16 protein-coding genes are annotated in these 19091 nt (G+C 50.4%); 7 read left to right on the top strand and 9 right to left on the bottom strand.

The features are described 5' to 3' along the window. Positions 1–66: 66 nt before the first annotated feature. The 3 genes from clpS (at position 67) to ACO0LG_RS21310 (ending at position 3014) form a co-directional block, all read left to right on the top strand. Entirely contained in the window at positions 67–375 is a 309-nt protein-coding gene (gene clpS / locus ACO0LG_RS21320) for an ATP-dependent Clp protease adapter ClpS (RefSeq protein WP_422942422.1), read from the top strand. Then, entirely contained in the window at positions 372–2672 is a 2301-nt protein-coding gene (gene clpA / locus ACO0LG_RS21315) for an ATP-dependent Clp protease ATP-binding subunit ClpA (protein ID WP_423029570.1), read from the top strand. Before clpS ends, clpA begins: the two co-directional genes overlap by 4 nt. Positions 2673–2747: 75 nt before the next feature. Then, positions 2748–3014 (top strand): hypothetical protein, encoded by a 267-nt coding sequence (locus tag ACO0LG_RS21310; protein ID WP_423029569.1) that lies wholly within the window; start codon positions 2748–2750, stop codon positions 3012–3014. Positions 3015–3067: 53 nt separating this feature from the next. On the opposite strand, the gene ACO0LG_RS21305 is transcribed toward ACO0LG_RS21310, so the two are convergent. After that, positions 3068–3472 carry an OsmC family protein gene (locus ACO0LG_RS21305; protein WP_423029568.1) on the bottom strand — a complete coding sequence of 135 codons (405 nt, stop codon included), beginning with the start codon at positions 3470–3472 and terminating at the stop codon, positions 3068–3070. Between the two features lie 9 nt (positions 3473–3481). Continuing rightward, positions 3482–4348, bottom strand: coding sequence for a pirin family protein (locus ACO0LG_RS21300; RefSeq protein WP_423029567.1), 867 nt, complete (start codon positions 4346–4348; stop codon positions 3482–3484). 274 nt (positions 4349–4622) lie between these two features. Between ACO0LG_RS21300 and ACO0LG_RS21295 the strand changes: the two genes are divergently transcribed. Further along, positions 4623–5147, top strand: coding sequence for an NADPH-dependent FMN reductase (locus ACO0LG_RS21295; protein WP_423029566.1), 525 nt, complete (start codon positions 4623–4625; stop codon positions 5145–5147). Between the two features lie 149 nt (positions 5148–5296). On the opposite strand, the gene dut is transcribed toward ACO0LG_RS21295, so the two are convergent. The 7 genes from dut to ACO0LG_RS21260 all read right to left on the bottom strand — a co-directional run bounded on the left by dut (position 5297) and on the right by ACO0LG_RS21260 (position 13141). Continuing rightward, positions 5297–5746, bottom strand: a complete 450-nt coding sequence (dut, locus tag ACO0LG_RS21290; RefSeq protein WP_162040755.1) for a dUTP diphosphatase — start codon at positions 5744–5746, stop codon at positions 5297–5299. Between the two features lie 67 nt (positions 5747–5813). After that, positions 5814–7019 (bottom strand): bifunctional phosphopantothenoylcysteine decarboxylase/phosphopantothenate--cysteine ligase CoaBC, encoded by a 1206-nt coding sequence (gene coaBC / locus ACO0LG_RS21285; protein ID WP_423029726.1) that lies wholly within the window; start codon positions 7017–7019, stop codon positions 5814–5816. Between the two features lie 17 nt (positions 7020–7036). Continuing rightward, positions 7037–7564: a signal peptidase II gene (gene lspA / locus ACO0LG_RS21280; RefSeq protein WP_423029565.1), complete on the bottom strand. Its 528-nt coding sequence runs from the start codon at positions 7562–7564 to the stop codon at positions 7037–7039. Between the two features lie 93 nt (positions 7565–7657). Continuing rightward, positions 7658–10522 carry an isoleucine--tRNA ligase gene (ileS, locus tag ACO0LG_RS21275; RefSeq protein WP_423029564.1) on the bottom strand — a complete coding sequence of 955 codons (2865 nt, stop codon included), beginning with the start codon at positions 10520–10522 and terminating at the stop codon, positions 7658–7660. Between the two features lie 64 nt (positions 10523–10586). After that, positions 10587–11564, bottom strand: a complete 978-nt coding sequence (locus tag ACO0LG_RS21270; RefSeq protein WP_423029563.1) for a bifunctional riboflavin kinase/FAD synthetase — start codon at positions 11562–11564, stop codon at positions 10587–10589. Positions 11565–11702: 138 nt separating this feature from the next. Continuing rightward, positions 11703–11918, bottom strand: a complete 216-nt coding sequence (locus ACO0LG_RS21265) for a hypothetical protein (protein WP_110257360.1) — start codon at positions 11916–11918, stop codon at positions 11703–11705. Positions 11919–11992: 74 nt separating this feature from the next. Then, positions 11993–13141 carry a methyltransferase gene (locus tag ACO0LG_RS21260; RefSeq protein WP_423029562.1) on the bottom strand — a complete coding sequence of 383 codons (1149 nt, stop codon included), beginning with the start codon at positions 13139–13141 and terminating at the stop codon, positions 11993–11995. Between the two features lie 213 nt (positions 13142–13354). Between ACO0LG_RS21260 and ACO0LG_RS21255 the strand changes: the two genes are divergently transcribed. From ACO0LG_RS21255 to ACO0LG_RS21245, 3 genes are all read left to right on the top strand, one after another. Further along, positions 13355–15142: a DUF885 domain-containing protein gene (locus ACO0LG_RS21255; protein WP_423029561.1), complete on the top strand. Its 1788-nt coding sequence runs from the start codon at positions 13355–13357 to the stop codon at positions 15140–15142. A 33-nt stretch (positions 15143–15175) separates the two neighbouring features. Beyond that, entirely contained in the window at positions 15176–15679 is a 504-nt protein-coding gene (locus ACO0LG_RS21250; protein ID WP_423029560.1) for a protein-tyrosine phosphatase family protein, read from the top strand. Positions 15680–16202: 523 nt separating this feature from the next. After that, positions 16203–18995: an Ig-like domain-containing protein gene (locus ACO0LG_RS21245; protein ID WP_423029559.1), complete on the top strand. Its 2793-nt coding sequence runs from the start codon at positions 16203–16205 to the stop codon at positions 18993–18995. Positions 18996–19091: the final 96 nt, after the last annotated feature.

Here is a 19091-nt window from a genome sequence, read left to right as displayed (position 1 = left end):
GAACTAAGCCGTTTTTATTCGCTTATTATTTGTCTCTGAAATGAATCAACGTACTAGAATATACGTATGGGAAACAAGCAAGAAAACGGTACGATACTGGAAAAGCAGGCGCAGAAGTTAAAACCGCCTTCCATGTATCAGGTAATTTTACTCAACGACGACTACACTCCTATGGAGTTTGTGGTGGCGATCGTTCAGGAATATTTTAACAAGGATCGTGAGACTGCCATGCAGATCATGCTCAAGGTACACAGGGATGGCAAAGGGATATGTGGTGTTTATTCCAAGGATATTGCGCTGACCAAAGTGGAACTCGTTTTAACGCACGCCCGTAAGGCAGGACACCCCCTGCAATGTGTGATGGAGGAAGTATGATTGCGCAAGAACTGGAAGTTAGTTTGCATATGGCCTTTGTCGAGGCCAGGCAGGCTCGTTATGAATTCATCACGGTTGAGCATCTGTTGCTTGCCTTGCTGGATAACCCTTCTGCTGCGGAGGTGTTGAGAGCCTGCGCAGTGAATATTGAGGATTTGCGCAAAACCCTGGGTAATTTCATTACTGATAATACCCCTACCGTACCTGGTACCAATGAGGTTGATACTCAGCCTACACTTGGCTTCCAGCGTGTGATACAGCGCGCCATCATGCATGTGCAGTCGGCATCGAATGGCAAGAAAGAGGTGACTGGCGCAAATGTGCTGGTCGCTATCTTCGGTGAAAAAGATTCGCATGCTGTGTATTATTTACATCAGCAGGGTGTGACGCGTCTTGACGTGGTCAACTTTATTTCGCACGGTGTGCGGAAAGACAGTCATAACGAGCCACAAAAAGCGCCCGAAGGCACGGAAGAAAACCAGGCGGAAGCGCAAGCCAAGGAAAATCCGCTTGATCAGTTTACCCAGAATCTCAACAAGGCTGCTGCTGAAGGCAAGATAGATCCGCTGATTGGCCGCGACAACGAAGTAGAGCGCGTGATCCAGATTCTCTGCCGCCGCCGCAAAAACAATCCTTTGCTGGTAGGTGAGGCCGGTGTTGGCAAAACAGCCATCGCCGAGGGTCTGGCATGGCGCATCACCCAAAATGATGTACCGGATATTTTGAATAATGCCGTCGTCTATTCATTGGACATGGGCGCTTTGCTGGCTGGTACCAAATACCGGGGTGATTTCGAGTTGCGTCTCAAAGGTGTGCTCAAGCAGTTGAAAGACACGCCCAACGGCATCTTGTTCATTGATGAAATCCATACCATTATCGGTGCTGGCTCAGCATCGGGCGGTACGCTGGATGCGTCCAACCTGTTGAAACCGGCCTTGTCCAGCGGACAACTGAAGTGCATAGGCGCAACCACTTACACAGAATACCGTGGCGTCTTTGAAAAAGACCATGCGCTGGCACGTCGCTTCCAGAAGATTGATGTCAATGAACCAACGGTTGAGCAAACGGTGCAAATTTTGCGCGGCTTGAAATCCAAGTTTGAAGAGCATCATAATGTCAAGTATTCAGCCTCGGCGCTGACGACTGCGGCTGAGCTGTCAGCACGCTTTATCAATGACCGTCATTTGCCCGACAAGGCGATTGATGTCATCGACGAGGCTGGTGCTGCGCAGCGTATTTTGCCCAAGTCCAAGCAAAAGAAAACCATAGGCAAGGCCGATATCGAAGACATCATTTCGAAAATCGCCCGTATTCCGCCGCAAACCGTTAATCAGGATGACCGCAGCAAGTTGCAAACCATAGAACGCGACCTCAAAAATGTCGTGTTTGGTCAGGAGCCTGCAATTGAGGCGCTGGCGTCTTCAATCAAGATGGCGCGTGCTGGTTTGGGCAAGACAGACAAACCTATCGGTTCCTTCCTGTTCTCCGGTCCTACCGGTGTTGGTAAAACCGAGGTTGCCAAGCAATTGGCCTTTACCCTGGGTATAGAGCTGATCCGCTTTGACATGTCTGAATACATGGAGCGTCATGCCGTCAGCCGTTTGATCGGTGCGCCCCCGGGTTATGTGGGCTTTGACCAGGGTGGTTTGATGACTGAGGCCATCACCAAAAAACCACATGCCGTGTTGTTGCTGGATGAAATTGAAAAAGCCCATCCTGATGTTTTCAACATCTTGTTGCAGGTGATGGATCATGGCACGTTAACAGATAACAACGGTCGCAAGGCAGATTTCCGCAATGTCATTATTATCATGACGACAAATGCGGGCGCTGAAAGTTTGCAAAAACGTTCTATCGGTTTCAACGACAGCAAAGAAGCTGGCGATGAAATGGCAGATATCAAACGCATGTTTACGCCCGAGTTCCGTAACCGTCTGGATGCCATTATCAGCTTCCGTGCACTCGACGAAGAGATCATCTTGCGTGTGGTCGACAAGTTCCTCATGCAACTTGAAGAGCAATTGCATGAGAAAAAAGTTGAAGCCACATTTACTGAAAACCTGCGCAAGTTCCTCGGCAAAAAAGGCTTTGATCCTTTGATGGGTGCCCGCCCTATGGCACGCCTGATACAGGATATGATACGTAAAGCCTTGGCGGATGAGCTCTTATTCGGTAAGCTGGTGACAGGCGGACGTGTGATTGTCGATCTTGATGATAAAGACCAGGTCAAACTGGAATTTTCTGAAGGCGATGCCACCCCACCTGAGGCATCTCAAGAGGTGGTAGAAGTAGAATAATTCCACCCTTGTCTGCCCCGGCTACGGCCGGGGTTTTTCATTAATTTTGTATATTTTTGCGTGATGGAGACAAGTATGGCAGGCCTGACACTTCCCACATATGTACTTGAATATACAACCAAGACCATAGACGCAGTGCTGTCCCAGGCCGCCCTGGAAGGAAGTGAAGTCGAGGTTGATGTCTATGAACGTAGCGATGTCAGCAAGAAGCATGTCGCACTTGGCAAGCGACTGAAAGGCGACAGTGATATGTTCCGCGTCTCGGTAGGTTCTCATGATGACGACTGGAATTACACTATCCTGCGTGAATCTGCGGGGCGCAGCCGCAAACTGAAAAAGTAGTTGTACAAATAAAAAGCCCGGATCAGATAGCATTGAACCGGGCTTTTGCTTTTTCAGCCAGCGCTGGTTTCTATGATGGGCGAGCTGGTGATGGTCTTATGTACAGGGCATTTCGCTGCGATGGCGATAAGTCTGGCACGCTGTTCTTCAGTTAAGTCGTCACCATGCAGGATAACCTGCTTCTTGAAGATATCCTGCACGCCTTCCTTGTGATGCGTCAATTTGACTTCCACCTTATCCAAAGGCCATTGATGCTGGCTGGCATACCAGCGCACTGTCATGGCTGTGCATTCACCTAGCGCTGCCGTCAATAAGTCAAAAGGGGCGGGCCCAAGATTGCCGCCACCAGCATCTAGCGGTTCGTCACCTTTGATGACATGGCCGGAAACATTGATGTCCACGGCAAAGGCGTTTTCGCCTGTTTCTACAACGTGGGCGGAAATGATTTTATCTGACATACTGTGGTCCTATTCTGGTAATGGAATAAATTCGTCGTCGCCCGGTACTTTGGCAAAACGCCCAGCCTTCCATTCCGCTTTTGCCTGCCCTATGCGTGCTTCTGAAGTGGAGACAAAATTCCAGAAAATATAGCGCTGTTCAGGCAATGTTGCACCGCCCAATAACACCAGATGGACATCGCTGGTCGCCGTAATAGTCACGTCTGCACCCTCGACAAAAACAGGCATGGTGCGTTCCTGTACAAGCTCTTCACCTATTCTCACTTGGCCGGATATCAGATACAAAGCACGTTCCGCATATTCTGCCGGTACTTGCAACTGTGTACCCGCAGGCATTTTTGCTTCTACATAGAACAGCGGGCTGAAAATTTTGACGGGAGCGGTGTGCCCATAGGCAGAGCCAGCAATCAGCTTCAGTGCCACCTGGTCTATCTCAAATACAGGCAGGCTTTCAGCCGCATAATGATGAAATGAAGGTTCAACCTCTTCAAATTCTTTCGGCAAGGCTACCCAGCTTTGCAGGCCATGCACAGTACGTGTCTGCGCCCGCTGCAAATCGCTATTGCGTTCTGAGTGAGTAATGCCGCTACCGGCAGTCATCCAGTTGACTGCACCCGCCAGTATCTCTTGTTCTGACCCCAGGCTGTCCCGATGGTACATGCTGCCTTCAAACAGATAAGTGACGGTCGCTAAGCCTATATGCGGATGTGGGCGCACATCCATGCCTTGCCCGGCCTCGAATTGTGCCGGACCCATATGGTCAAGAAAAATGAAAGGGCCAACCAGATGCCGTTTGGCAAATGGCAAAATGCGACCGACAGTAAAACCGCCAAGGTCTTTCGTACGTGCGGAGATGGTCAGGCTGATGACGCTCATAATTGTCTTTCTATGGAGATTTGCGCAAAGACTTCAATCGCAATAACAATTCAGTATTCGAGGCAGTGAAGGATGTCCAAGGAATATGAAACACTAACATTGTGATTATGCTGTTTGAGTGATGCTATGGTTCGCATTTTAATCCAGATCGTTGATTATAGTTTTACCCATGCTGATCTAGTTTTATCATAGAGTCAGGTAATGAGTTGATTTACAATATGACAAGCGGATTTATGCGCAATCTGCATCAAATTTTTTAACCAGGGATATCATCATGAAATTACTCGCCTTTGCCGCCAGTAGCAGCAAAAAATCCGTTAACAAGCAACTCGTCACTTACGCTGCGAATCTGGTGGCAGGTGCAGAAATTGACGTGCTGGATTTGAATGACTATGAATTGCCATTATTCAGCGTAGATAGAGAAGCTGAACTTGGCAAACCTGCACTGGCGCTGACGTTTCTGAACAAGATCGCGGCCAGCGATGCCCTCCTGATTTCTTTTGCTGAACACAATGGTTCTTACAGCGCTGCTTATAAAAACCTGTTTGACTGGTGCTCACGCGCCAATGGCAAGGTGTTCCAGGGCAAGCCTGTGGTCATGCTGTCCACTTCGCCAGGCGCGCGTGGTGGTGCCAGTGTATTGGCCACAGCAACAGGATCTGCTCCATTTTTTGGTGCGGAATTGAAGGCCAGCTTGTCAGTGCCGACGTTTTATGAGAATTTTGATGTGGAGAAGCAAGAATTGAAGAATGAGGAGTTGAAAGCTAAATTGCTGGCAGCATTGGCCACCTTAGCCTAAATTGCGACAACTGCAACACTGATTACTTGATGTGCACAGCAGTTGAATTACGGTAGGCTTAGCTTCGTCGCTCCAGCGCAGGCTGGAACGACGAAGCGGTGATTGCCGTAGATTGACTGAAAAGGGCATTCACCGTCAGGCAAATGTTTTTAATGCTTCCCCGTACTCCCAAACCCACCCTCGCCACGCTCACTCTGACCAAACTCATCGACGATATTAAAGCCTACTTGCAACACTGGAACGATGATCAGTTGCGCCAGTCTCTCCATCGGTTGTAGCGTGAACTCTGACTGACCACGGTTCCAGGTCGATACCATAAGCTGACCTTGATAGTCGGAATCAATCAGACCAACCAGGTTACCCAACACGATACCGTTTTTGTGGCCCATGCCGCTGCGCGGCAAGATCATGGCGGCGTAGCCTGGGTCAGCTATGTGTATCGCCAGGCCGGTAGGGATCAACACTGTCTGGCCGGGTTGTATGGTAATTGCTTCATCTATGCAGGCGCGTAGGTCGAGGCCGGCGCTGCCTGGTGTGCCGTAGGCTGGCAGCATGTCTTTCATGCGGCTGTCAAGAATTTTCAGGTCTATGTTTTTCATGGGCTTGTGCAAAAAAAGCAAAAAATAATGCCCAAGAAGCTTTCGCCACTGGGCATGAATGGAAGATTTAAATCAGGCTGGAGCGCAAGGCGATTTCTGCCACGAGTTGTTGAGCCAGCGCTTGTTTGTTGGCACGCGGCAGTACAGTGTGACCATGTACGTCAAACAGCACCAGCTCGTTCTCATCCTTGCCAAAGGTATGGTGACCGATATTGCCGACTAGCAGGGGCACGTCTTTCTTTTGGCGTTTGGCTGCGCCGTATTGCAAAAGGTTTTCTGATTCTGCGGCAAAGCCTACGCAATAAGGTGCATTCGGCATGGCGGCAACGCTGGCCAATATGTCAGGGTTTTGCGCAAATTGCAGTTGCGGCGCATCGCCTTCATTGGTCTTTTTCAGTTTCTGCGTGCTGGCATTTGCAACACGCCAGTCGGCGACAGCGGCAACGGCGACAAACACATCCTGCTTGTGCTGCTTCAGTTGAGCCACTACCGCATCAAACATTTGCTGCGCAGTTTGTACATCGACGCGTCGCACCCCATGCGGCGCATCCAGCGCGGTTGGGCCAGACACCAGCGTGACAATGGCACCAGCCTCCCAGGCGGCTTGCGCAATCGCATAACCCATCTTGCCGGACGACAGATTGGTGACGCCGCGTACCGGGTCTATCGGTTCAAACGTAGGGCCGGCAGTGATCAGTACATGTTTGCCGGCCAATGTCTTGGCCTGGAAAGAGGCAATGATTTCTGTCAGTAACTGCTCGGGTTCCAGCATGCGACCCATGCCGGTTTCACCACAAGCCTGGTCACCGGCAGCCGGACCCAGCAGATGTATGCCATCCGCCTTGATCTGTTGCACATTGCGTTGCGTGGCAGGGTTTTGCCACATCTCCACATTCATTGCCGGAGCGATAAGCAACGGCAAGTGAGCTGGGCGGGCAACGCACAAGGTCGATAATAAATCATTGCAGGCACCATGCGCCAGCTTGAAGATAAAGTCTGTACTGCAAGGCGCGATGACGATGGCATCTGCATCCCGCGTCAGGTCTATGTGCGGCATATTGTTATTGACGCGCGCATCCCATTGGTCGGTATAGACCGTATTGCCAGACAGGGCTTGCATGGTCACTGGCGTGATGAAATGGGTGGCAGATTCTGTCATCACCACCTGTACATCGGCCCCAGCTTTGCCGAGTGCGCGCGTCAGTTCTGCAATTTTGTAACAGGCGACGCCGCCAGTCAGGCCCAGAACAATCTTTTTACCAGCCAGTCGCAGACTCATGATGCTATTCCTTATTTTTTGACGCGGCGTAATTCATCTAATATGAATAATGCCGCACCTACGCAAATCGCGCTGTCAGCGATGTTAAATGCCGGGAAATGGTAAATTTCCAGGTAATGAAAATCCAGAAAATCAATGACATGGCCATACAGCACCCTGTCAATGACATTACCGAGCGCACCACCCATGATCAGCGCCAGTGCAGTACAAAACAGTTTTTGTCCTGCATGGCGCTTCAGCAAGTAAGTGATATAGGCGGCTGCGATCAAACCGATGGCAGTAAAAAAATAACGCTGCCAGCCTGCTTCTGCGGCCAGGAAGCTGAAAGCGGCTCCCTTGTTGTACACCAGTGTCAGGTTGAAAAATGAGGTAATTTTCAGGGTTTCGGCATAGGCAAAGGCCTTGCTGATCGTGATTTTTGTGACCTGATCCAGCAAGATAATGATGGCGGCCAGACCCAGCCAGGGTATCAGGCTAGAACCAGATGACTTGGCGCCTGAAGAATTATTTGATGCAGCAGGACGTTTTTTTGTCGCCATGGATATTGAACTCTTGTGAAGTCTTGATTAATGCAAGAAGGAGCAGGTTTGCACCTGCTCCATACTCGCAACTACATTACAACTACATTTTTACTATGCAAAGCGACGTGCTTCACCAGCGCCAAACAGATTGCTGACACAGCGGCCACACAGGCCAGCGTGTTCAGCATTACTGCCCACATCCGCGCGATAATGCCAGCAACGCTCGCATTTTTCGTATTTGGATGGCGTGACGACAACAGTTTCTTCTGCTTCGCTGGCAACCTGTTCCACACCTGCTGCTGAAGTGATCAGGGTGAATTTCAAGTCATCGGCAAAGCTGTTCAGTACATCGAATTTGCTGCCGCTTGCCTTGATCGTCACTTCTGCCTGCAAGGATGAACCTATGCCACCGGCCACGCGCACTTCTTCCAGTTGCTTGGTCACATCCGTGCGCACTGCGCGCAAGGCGGCATACTTGGTCAGCAAGGCTTCTGCATCGACGATTTCTGGCAAGTTGTAATAGGTTTGCGTGAAGATGGTTTCATCGCTGTCTTTGTAGGCATCGGCAGCTGCAAAGAATTGCCATGCTTCTTCTGCCGTGAAAGACAACATCGGTGCCATCAGGCGCAGCAATGATTGCGTGATATGCCAGATCGCCGTTTGTGCAGAACGGCGCGCATGCGAAGTGGCGCCGCTGGTGTACAGACGGTCTTTCAGGATGTCGAGGTAGAAGCCACCGAGATCTTCTGAACAGAATGACTGCAATTTGCTGACCACAGGATGGAATTCAAATGCCTCAAAATGTGCCAGGATATCTTTTTGCAATGCTGCCATATTGGCGATGGCATAGCGGTCTATCTCTAGCAACTCATTGATCGCAACGGCATCTTTTGCTGCATCAAAATCAGAGGTGTTAGCCAGCAGGAAGCGCAGGGTGTTGCGGATACGGCGATAAGCTTCCGTCACACGTTTCAGGATTTCGTCAGAGATCGACAGTTCACCTGAATAATCAGACGACGCCACCCACAGACGCAGGATGTCAGCACCCAAGGTGCTGGAGATTTCTTGCGGCTCCATACCATTTTTCAAGGACTTGGACATTTTGCGGCCTTGACCATCGACGACAAAACCATGTGTCAGCAAGGCTTTGTAAGGTGCACGGCCATCCAGCATGGACGCTGTCAACAGCGAAGAGTGGAACCAGCCACGATGCTGGTCGGAACCTTCCAGATACAAATCTGCCGGGAACTGCAGTTGTTGCTTGTGCGAGCCGCGCAAGACAGTCTGATGCGTCACACCAGAATCAAACCACACGTCCAGCGTATCGCGGTTTTTCACATACATGGCAGCTTCATCGCCGAGCAAATCAGCGACTTCGATTTTTTGCCAGGCTTCTATGCCTTCTTTTTCTATGCGCAGGGCGATTTGTTCCAGCAGCTCTGGCGTACGTGGATGCAATTGGCCAGTTTCCTTATGCAGGAAGAAGGCCATAGGCACACCCCATTGACGCTGGCGCGACAAGGTCCAGTCAGGACGGTTGGCGATCATGCCATGCAAACGGGCCTTGCCCCATGCCGGGAAGAAGGCGGTGTCGTCGATGGCTTTCAATGCTGTCTGGCGCAAACTGTCGCCGCCCGCTTTGGGCGTATTGTCCATGCTGGCAAACCACTGTGAAGTGGCGCGGTAGATGATCGGTGTTTTATGACGCCAGCAATGCATGTAGCTATGCTCAAACATCTTGAACGCGAACAGGGTGCCTGCTTCACGCAGCTTGTCGCAGATAGGCTTTGATGCTTCCCAGATTGTCATGCCGGCAAAGAAGGGCAGGCTGGACGCAAACTTGCCGTCACCCATGACTGGGGCGATGATGTCATCGTCCTTCATGCCATGCGCCTTGCATGACTGGAAATCTTCTATGCCGTAGGCTGGCGCAGAGTGGACCACGCCAGTGCCGGTTTCTGTACTGACGTATTCACCCAGGTACACTGGAGAAAAACGGTCATAGCCCGCATCCAGTGCTGACAGTGGATGTTTGAATTTGATTTCAGACAACTCCGCACCCAGGCAAGTCGCGATAACTTCGCCTGTCAAACCGTAGTTGGTGAGGCTGGCTTCAACCAGGTCTTGAGCCAATATCAGCAGGATGTCTTCACCATCGCGCTGGGTCTTGACCAGTGCGTAAGTGATTTCAGGGTGCATGTTCAGCGCCTGGTTGGACGGGATGGTCCATGGCGTTGTGGTCCAGATGACGCAATAGCCTTTGTCCAGTGGCAGTTTGTCGAGCTTGAAGGCGGCTGCCAATTTTTCTGGTTCAGCAAACGGGAAACCGACATCGATGGATGGATCGCGCTTGTTTTCATATTCGACCTCAGCTTCTGCCAGGGCAGAGCCGCAGTCAAAACACCAGTTGACCGGTTTCAGGCCGCGATAGACATAACCTTTTTCCAGCAATTTGCCGAGTGCACGCAATTCATCTGCTTCATTGCCAAAGGCCATGGTTTTGTAGGGATTATCCCATTCACCCAAAACACCCAAACGGATAAAGCCGGCTTTTTGTTTTTCTATCTGTTCATTTGCATACACGCGTGCCTTGGCATGCACTTCGGCCACGGGCAGGTTTTTGCCAAACAGTTTTTCTACCTGGATTTCGATAGGCATGCCATGGCAATCCCAGCCTGGCACATACGGCGCATCAAAGCCAGCCATGGTGCGGGCTTTGACGATCATGTCTTTCAAGATCTTGTTGACGGCATGACCCAGATGGATATCACCATTGGCATACGGTGGGCCGTCATGCAGGATGAATTTAGGACGGCCGGCAGATGCTTTGCGAACACGCTCATACACTTTTTTGTCTTGCCATTCCTTGACCCACTTGGGTTCGCGCTTGGCCAGATCGCCACGCATGGGGAAAGCTGTTTCGGTCATGTTGACCGGGTATTTACTGGCAGTTTTTGCCGCTTTGTTTTCAGACATAATGAGTTTTCTATTTTTAAAATCGGGATGAAGTCACACAAGCGATTACAACAATGTGTAAGCTTCAAATTCGGTCAGTGGCAGAGCGGGCAGGGCGATGGCTGTCAGCAAAATAGGCACGAGCCTGTTCAGCGTCCTTGTTGATGGCCGCAGTCAGGGTAGGCAGGTCTATGTATTTTTCTTCGTCGCGCAGCTTCTTCAAAAATTCTATCTGCACGACTTTGCCGTAAGCATGGCCGCTGTAATCGAATACATGGGTTTCCAGCAGCACGCGGCCACTGTCATCGACAGTAGGGCGCACGCCCAGGCTGGCAACGGCAGGCAAAGGCTGATCAGACAGGCCATGTACCTGCACGATGAAGATGCCATGCAGGGCAGGGCGATGATGGGCAATACGCAGGTTCAGTGTCGGGAAACCGATGGTGCGGCCCAGTTTTTGGCCGTGCACTACATGGCCGGAGATACGGTAAGGGTGGCCGAGCAAGGCTTCTGCCTCATCAAAGTCACCGTTGGCCAGGGCCAGGCGCACTGCAGACGAGGATATGCGCACGCCCTTGTTTTGTACTGAGGGCAGCGTCTCTACGGTAAAACCATGGCGCAAGCCTGCTTCGGTCAGGGTAGCGACATCGCCAGCACGTTTGGCACCAAAGCGAAAATCTTCACCGACCATGACCCATTTCACATGCAAGCCATCAACCAACACTTTTTCGATGAAATCCTGGGGTGACAATGCGGCGAAATGGGCGTTGAAATGTTCAACGATGACGCGGTCAACGCCAGCAGCCTGAAGCGATGCCATATTGTCACGCAAATTGGCGATACGGGTAGGTGCTTTCGACAAGTCGCCCATCATCTGGGCAAAGAATGCACGCGGGTGTGGTTCAAATGTCATCACGGCAGCTTCTATGCCCAGACGTGTGGCAGCATCCCGCAAACGGGCAAGCAAAGTCTGATGGCCCAGATGTACGCCGTCAAAATTGCCTATCGCCAGCGCACAGGGTGCACGGGAGGCTGCATTTGGAAGTCCGCGAAATACCTTCATTGTTTCCAGAAAACTGCTGCAAAGCCGTAGATTATAAATGCTTTCTTCTGGCTATAGACCTGATCTGAGGTGGAAATGCAAATTTCACAAGGGATTAATTTGTGAAATCATCTCATTTCTCAGCATTTGACGCATAAATCAATGATGATGTGACCACAAAACATCATTGGAACTCAGATAAGACTGAACAGCTTCCTTGTTGCCAGTCGCATGTTTCATGATTTCGCCGCAATTACATATGCCCTGGTAAGGCTGGATATGCGAGCAGGCAGAAACTTTTTGCAGGAAGACCTGGACGGACTTGCTGCAGTTTTTGCATTTAAAAGTCAGGATGCGGGCGGGTTTATTGATCATGATGCTAATTTTCTAAACGATTAATCAATTCTGGTGGTCAGCACCTTGGCAGCTACTGACCACAAATACAGATACTATTTTAATTTCAAACGCCATAACGAAGTAACTTCTTTGACGCGGGCTGCATGCAAGGGATCGTTTTCATCGGTGGATTTGGGATGGCGCGGTTTGATCTCCATCTTGCCAGCTACTGCCAGGCCACCTGCATCTATCCAGCCTTGCAATTCTGCCGCAGTACGCAGGCCTAGATGTTCGGCAAAGTCGGACATGACCAGCCAGGCTTCTCCCTGAGGTTCCAGGTGTTCTGCGACACCAGCCAAAAAACCACGCAGCATGCGGCTGTCAGGGTCATACACTGCATATTCTATTGGCGAGTTGGGGCGTGCCGGCAACCATGGCGGGTTACACACTATCAGGGGTGCACGGCCAGGCGGGAACAGGTCTGCGTGCACCAATTCAATCTGACCAGCCAAACCCAGTCTGTCTATGTTTTCACGGGCGCAGGCGAGGGCGCGTGCGTCCTGGTCCGTCGCGACTATCTTTTTGACGCCACGTTTTGCCAGCAAGGCTGACAAGACGCCAGTGCCCACACCGATATCAAAAGCCAGTGTCGTCGATGGCAGCGGGGCTTTTGCCAACAAGTCGATGTATTCACCACGTACAGGTGAGAACACACCGTAGTAAGGATGAATTTTCGCACCCAGAGCGGCGATCTCTACGCCATTCTTGCGCCATTCGTGGGCACCTATCAAACCCAGCAATTCACGCAGGGAAGCCACAAAGGCAGTGCTTGGTTCGCCATAGACTTCCTTGCAGGCTTGCGTTACATCTGGTGCACGGCGCAGGGTGATGCGGTAATCAGCGTCAAAGGGTATCAAGAGCATGGCCAGAACGCGCGCTCTTTGCGATTGCGCCTGGCGATGCAGGTTGAATGCTTCTTTCGCAGATTCAGGCACCTTCGCTTTTTTGCTGGCCCTGGCTGGTTTTTTATCTATGCGGCGTGCCAGTGCCTGCAATAGCTGCTTGGCATTGTGGTAATCACCACGCCATAGCAGGGCTGTACCTTCACAGGCCAGCTTGTAGGCGGTTTCGACGTTCATGCGGTCATCCGCAATCTGGACGCGCTTGGGTGCTGGAGCGCCACTCTCGGAATGCCAGCGGCATGAGCGCGCTTCGTCGTTTTCTGTCCAGTGCAATTGCAGAGCGGGATCGGGGGTGTTCATATTTTTCTTTTTGTTGATAGTGCCGGGTTTGCCAGTAGCTGGCCAAGGCTGGAGTGTAACAAAGAATGCCGACTGGATGAGGGCTCTGTGAGGATGTACAGTGTTTTGCAAGCGAATTTCCCTTTGTGGGATAAAGTAAAAAATACAGCTGGTAAGCACAATCTTATGTTAACCTCATGCTTCTTAATATATTAAGATTGCGAGATATTCACTATGCCTATCCAATTTCGTCCTGTTGTGCTTGCGACTTTGTTGTCGTCATTGATTATTGCTGCTCCTCTCAGCCTGGCTGCCATTCCCTCGACCGTAGTCGAAAGCAAGAAGGCAGACCTGGGTTTTGCACAGATCAAGACAGCCTTCCTCAGCGCATTGTGGCAACAGGACCCGGATATGGCGATGGCAGCAGGCCGTTACGCGGATGCCAATAAACTGGTGTTGCCAGATCAGGCTACCCGCGATGCCTATGTCGCATTCACCGATAACTGGCTGGCGCAGTTGAACAAGGTGAGTGCAGAGGCTTTGTCCGCCAAAGAACAGACTGACCTGGCGCTGATACGCAATTATCTGAATGGCACGCGATGGTATTTGACGCAGTTCCGCGAATTTGAATGGAACCCTACCCAGCATAACATTGCGGGCAGTTTTGATGCCATTCTCAATACGGACTTCGCGCCGAAAGCAAAACGGGTGCAGGTAGCAATGCAGCGCCTGCAAGCAGTGCCTGCCTATTATGCAGCAGCCAAAGCCAGCATCAAAAACCCTACGCCCGAGCACACCCATCTGGCGATCAAGCAAAGTGCAGGCGCGATTTCGGTGTTGACTGATCTGGAGAAAGCAGCATCGCAGGAAAGGCTCGCAACAAAAGACAAGCAGACGCTGGAAGAAGGCTTGAAAAATGCCCGTGCTGCGGTCAATGACTATGTGCAATTTCTGGAAAATCTGGAAAAGAAACTTGATCCGGCAACGGCCCGCTCTTTTCGCATAGGTAAGGACTTATATGAAGGCAAATTTACTGCCGACATTCAGTCCTCATTAAGTGCCGAACAAACTTACCAGCGCGCACTGACCGCCAGGGATGAAGCGCACAATAATATGGAGAAACTGGCAGATCAGCTATGGGATAAAACCATGGGCGCGCAAGCCAAGCCTGCTGACCGTGTCAAGAAGATTGCGATGGTCATCGACAAGCTTTCTGAAAAACATGTAGATGCAAAAGACTTGTATCCTGAAATCCGCAAACAATTGCCACAGTTGGAAAAATGGATACGTGAGCATGACCTGGTCAGCCTGGATCTGAAAAAGCCACTGATCGTGCGCGAGACGCCAGAATATCAACGCGGCGTCAGCCTTGCCTCTATCGAAGCACCGGGTATCTTCAGGCCCAACGATAAAACCTATTACAATGTTACCCCTTTTGATGGACAACCTGTTGAGCAAATCGAAAGCACGCTGCGTGAATACAATTACTGGGTCTTGCAGATATTGAACATCCACGAAGCCATTCCAGGCCATTACACGCAACTGCAGCATGCGAATAAATCCCCTTCAGTCATCAAGACCCTGTTTGGCAATGGCGCAATGGTAGAAGGCTGGGCCGTGTATAGCGAACGCATGATGCTGGAGTCAGGCTACGGTGGCAATACGCCCGAGATCTGGCTTATGTATTACAAATGGAACTTGCGTGCGGTCTGCAATACCATCCTTGATTATCAGGTGCACGTACTTGGCATGACAGAGGCAGAGGCCAAAGACTTCTTGATGAATCAGGCTTTCCAGACCAAGGCAGAGGCTGATGGGAAATGGCTGCGCGTGCAATATACATCCGTGCAGCTCACCAGTTATTTCAGTGGTTATAGCGAGATACTTGAATTCCGCGAACAGCTTAAGAAAGACCGGGGCGATAAATTCAAACTCAAGCAATTCCATGAGCAATTCCTGAGCTATGGTAGTGCGCCTGTGGGGATGATCAAGAAGCTGATGTTGAAGGATGCCGCAAAATAGAAACTGAGCTGTTTATAGTAAGAAATTCTATCCATGCGCCCTGATATTTATAAAGTTACCCAAATCGGCCAGGGTTTCCTGGCCGTCATGGCCGAGCCTGTTGCGGGCGAATGGATAGAAGATGAATTTCGCGGGATTGCGCAATTCGGCATTAGCGGGATGGTCTCGCTGCTGGAAACCCATGAAGTACGTGATCTGGGGTTGCTGACCGCGCCAGATTTATGCGCTGGAAATCAAATTAAATTCATGCATTACCCCATCAAGGACAGAGGCTTGCCATCGTCTTTTTCTGTCACGCAGAGACTGGTGGTGCAATTGCATGATGACATTCTCCATGGAAATAATAACGTCATTCATTGCCGCGCCGGGATAGGGCGGATTGGCCTGCTTGCCGCAGCAGTATTGATAAGATACGGGCTTGCTGCTAATGCTGCGCTGGCAATGATCAGCAAGGCAGGCGCTGTTACCGTTCCCGATACCGAAGAACAAATCGATTTGGCTGAACAAGTATCAGGCCGCATTGCGTGCATGAAATAGCAAAATTCTGCTCTGCGCAGATTTTGCTATTCATCTTTGTCGATAAATATTCCACTGTGGAATTTAAATTTCCCTCGGGAAAAACATTCACTTGTCTGTTTTGGTGCGCCACCAAAAATTGTGGTGCAAAAGTCATAGAAATGCACAAAACAGATAAGCAAGAGTGGTTTTTTCACAAATTTGTTAAAAAAAGTCAAACCTTGGTAACAAAACTGACATAAGCGGATGTTAATCTAGTAATCGTTTGCGCAAACGATTGCTTAATATAACTGTCGTTAAATCTCGTTTCTGGAAAGCTGCAGACAGCATGGTGGTAAGAAGAATAGTAAAGCTGTACAAGAATGGCTGCTTACGGATATCTGAACAAAAGGCTGAAGAAAAAGAAGCGAGGGGGGCGTGTTCCTGATGGGATACGTGCAGGCAAAGTTGGACTCTGCTTTGATGCTTTCATCTGAATGAAGATATGTGTGAGAAGGCCACATAGATCAATACTAATGAACAATCATTCAGGGGGAATATTTTTATGCAAGGTCTACAAAAAGCCGGCAAGCTAAAAGTGCTGGCGTTGCAACTCGGTCTTATCTTCACAGTCAGTTTTGCAGGTATGGGCGCAGCCTACGCGTCTATCCCCGATCATCATGAGTTTGACGCAAGTTTGCATGTGCCATATCGCTCGGATGCAAAAGCCGGTGCCGAATCCCGTTACTTCACGATGGAGTTCGAATACCCATACGTGACCAAAGAACAGACCATCACATGGCGCCTGGAGTTGCTGGGCAGCGATGGCAAGGTCGTTGACCGCTGGTATGGCACAGAAAAACTGTTCAAGAAAACTGTCACCGCACAAATGTTCTGGAGTGGCCGCGGCCCAACTGGCGCGGCATTGAAAGATGGCGTCTATCAAGTCAGGTTGACTGCCAAGGCGACGGACACATCTGCTCTGCAAGCTGCACCGGCAACTGATGTTGCCAGCACGGTAGAGCGCGCATTGGCTGTCCACGACACAGAAATCATTACACAAAGCTGGCCGCTGCAAGTCGGTAAGCTTGCTACGCCAAAAATGCCAAGCTTTGCCGCCTTGCCGACCAAGGCCAGCAAGGCACTTGCTACTAAATCCTCAGCCAAATTTGTAGCAGGCATGGCACCGCCGCCAGCAGCGGCGACAGGTTCATTGCCTTACACTATCTATTACGGCAATCTGCACAGCCAGACCAATCACAGTGATGGTGGTGGTGAACTGACTTCATGTACAGGTGCGCAAAACCCACAATCAGCTGCCTATGGCCCTACAGATGCTTATCAGTTTGCTTTGAACAAGGGCCTGGATTTCCTGATGACGTCTGAGCACAACCATATGTATGATGGTTCTGACAGTACCAATGCGTCAGCTAATCCAGTCACTGCTAAAAACCTTTTTCAATCTGGCCTGACCGCAGCGAGCAGTTTTAATTCTGGCCATGCTGGCTTCCTGGCGATTTACGGTTTGGAATGGGGCGTTATCAACAATGGCGGCCACATGAATATTTTCAACACCAGTGAATTATTGGGGTGGGAATACAATAGCAGCAATCAGTTGATCGCAGACACACTGACGGCCAAGAATGATTATGCCGGCTTGTACACCCTGATGCGCCAGCGTGGCTGGATAGGGCAGTTCAATCATCCATCGAGCAGTGGTCAGTTCATCGTCAATGGTACTGCCCTGGGTTACACTGCAGATGGTGATCAGGCCATGGTCGCCTGCGAAGTCTTGAATACTTCAGCTTTCTCGACCAATACCACAGAGACAGAAACCAGCCGCAGCACCTATGAAGGTGCCTGTAATAAAGCACTGGAAGCCGGTTTCCACGTTGCATTTACGACCGACCAGGATAATCACTGTGCCAACTGGGGTGCGTCTTATACCAACCGCACCGGTATCTTATTGGCAAACGGCGCTGCTCTGAATAATGCAAATTTCGTCGATGCGATGAAGGCGCGCCGCATCTTTGCTACGATGGACAAAACTTCGCAAATCATCCTGACTGCGAATGGCCATATCATGGGTGAGCGTTTCACCAATAGTGGCCCATTGACCCTGGTCAGCAATTTTGCCAGCACCAGTGGCCGTACTGTTTCTACCGTGGTGATCTATGAAGGCGTTCCAGGCCGCAATGGCACAGTCACGCAATTGTCCAGCACTGCAACGACGACAATTACCCCGGCAGTAGGCGAGCATTTTTATTATGCAAAGATCACTCAGGATGACGGAAATATTCTGTGGTCTGCACCGATCTGGGTGACGCAGTCAAACAGCGTCGATACCACGCCACCGACAGTCAGTGCAGGTGAATCAGGCACGAGTGGTACCATCACATTATCTGCCAATGCGACAGATAACGTCGGTGTCAGCAAGGTTGAGTTTTATGTCGACAATGCACTCAAAGGCACATCCACCAGCACGCCTTACAGCATGACACTGAATTCGACGAGCCTGACTAACGCCAGCCACAGCCTGGTCGCCAAAGCCTATGATGCTGCCAATAATGTCGGCACTTCATCTGCCGTCAGCTTCACCATCAATAACCCTGTCAGCGATACGATTGCACCTACCGTGTCGGCCAGTGAAAGTGGCACTAGCGGTAACATAACTCTGTCAGCGACAGCGACAGATAATGTGGGTGTGACCAAAGTTGAGTTTTATGTTGACGGTACGTTGAAGGCAAGCAGCACGACCTCTCCGTATTCAACAACATTGAATTCAACCACGCTGTCAAATGGGACACATAGCCTGGTCGCCAAAGCCTATGATGCTGCCAATAATATTGGTACATCATCTGCAGTGAGCTTTACTGTCAACAACAGTACATCCACACAGTTGATTACCAATGGTGGCTTCGAGAGTGGTGCCAGTTCATGGACTGCCAGTTCGGGCGTTATCAGTACCGGTGGCTCTGAAGCATCGCGCACAGGCAGCTACAAAGCCTGGCTCAATGGCTATGGCAGTGCCCACACTGACACCCTGTATCAACAAGTGACTATCCCTGCCGCAGCAACATCCGCCAGCCTGAGTTTCTGGTTGAAGGTCAGTTCGGATGAAACCACGACTACCCAGGCTTACGATACTCTTAAACTGCAAATACAAAACAGCAGTGGCACGGTATTGGCAACACTGGCGACATATTCGAACCTGAATAAAGGGACAGCTTATGTCAATAAAACCTTTGATCTGAGCAGCTATAAAGGCCAGACCATACGCGTGTACTTTGTTGGCGTTGAAGGTAGTGTGACAGCGACATCTTTCCTGCTTGACGATATATCGCTGATATCCCAATAAACGCGGTCAGGTGGTGTAGTATTAGAAACGAGAAAACCCGCCGAGTCTGGCGGGTTTTTCATTTGTGTTTTGCCTTTACTTGCCCTGAGTTTGCTG

It is taken from the genome of Undibacterium sp. Ji42W, from assembly GCF_049340405.1.
Lineage (GTDB): Bacteria > Pseudomonadota > Gammaproteobacteria > Burkholderiales > Burkholderiaceae_D > Undibacterium.
Note: the sequence above shows the minus strand (reverse complement) of the source record. Positions and strands in the feature narration are given on the sequence as shown.

Bases quoted from the DNA above. Each gene is read 5' to 3' on its own strand.
- ACO0LG_RS21305 (WP_423029568.1), bottom strand. From the start codon at position 3,472: ATGTCAGATAAAATCATTTCCGCCCACGTTGTAGAAACAGGCGAAAAC.
- ACO0LG_RS21260 (WP_423029562.1), bottom strand. From the start codon at position 13,141: ATGAACACCCCCGATCCCGCTCTGCAATTGCACTGGACAGAAAACGAC.
- ACO0LG_RS21255 (WP_423029561.1), top strand. From the start codon at position 13,355: ATGCCTATCCAATTTCGTCCTGTTGTGCTTGCGACTTTGTTGTCGTCA.
- ACO0LG_RS21245 (WP_423029559.1), top strand. From the start codon at position 16,203: ATGCAAGGTCTACAAAAAGCCGGCAAGCTAAAAGTGCTGGCGTTGCAA.
- ACO0LG_RS21310 (WP_423029569.1), top strand. From the start codon at position 2,748: ATGGCAGGCCTGACACTTCCCACATATGTACTTGAATATACAACCAAG.
- ileS (WP_423029564.1), bottom strand. From the start codon at position 10,522: ATGTCTGAAAACAAAGCGGCAAAAACTGCCAGTAAATACCCGGTCAAC.
- lspA (WP_423029565.1), bottom strand. From the start codon at position 7,564: ATGGCGACAAAAAAACGTCCTGCTGCATCAAATAATTCTTCAGGCGCC.
- ACO0LG_RS21270 (WP_423029563.1), bottom strand. From the start codon at position 11,564: ATGAAGGTATTTCGCGGACTTCCAAATGCAGCCTCCCGTGCACCCTGT.
- ACO0LG_RS21295 (WP_423029566.1), top strand. From the start codon at position 4,623: ATGAAATTACTCGCCTTTGCCGCCAGTAGCAGCAAAAAATCCGTTAAC.
- dut (WP_162040755.1), bottom strand. From the start codon at position 5,746: ATGAAAAACATAGACCTGAAAATTCTTGACAGCCGCATGAAAGACATG.
- clpA (WP_423029570.1), top strand. From the start codon at position 372: ATGATTGCGCAAGAACTGGAAGTTAGTTTGCATATGGCCTTTGTCGAG.
- ACO0LG_RS21250 (WP_423029560.1), top strand. From the start codon at position 15,176: ATGCGCCCTGATATTTATAAAGTTACCCAAATCGGCCAGGGTTTCCTG.
- clpS (WP_422942422.1), top strand. From the start codon at position 67: ATGGGAAACAAGCAAGAAAACGGTACGATACTGGAAAAGCAGGCGCAG.
- ACO0LG_RS21265 (WP_110257360.1), bottom strand. From the start codon at position 11,918: ATGATCAATAAACCCGCCCGCATCCTGACTTTTAAATGCAAAAACTGC.
- ACO0LG_RS21300 (WP_423029567.1), bottom strand. From the start codon at position 4,348: ATGAGCGTCATCAGCCTGACCATCTCCGCACGTACGAAAGACCTTGGC.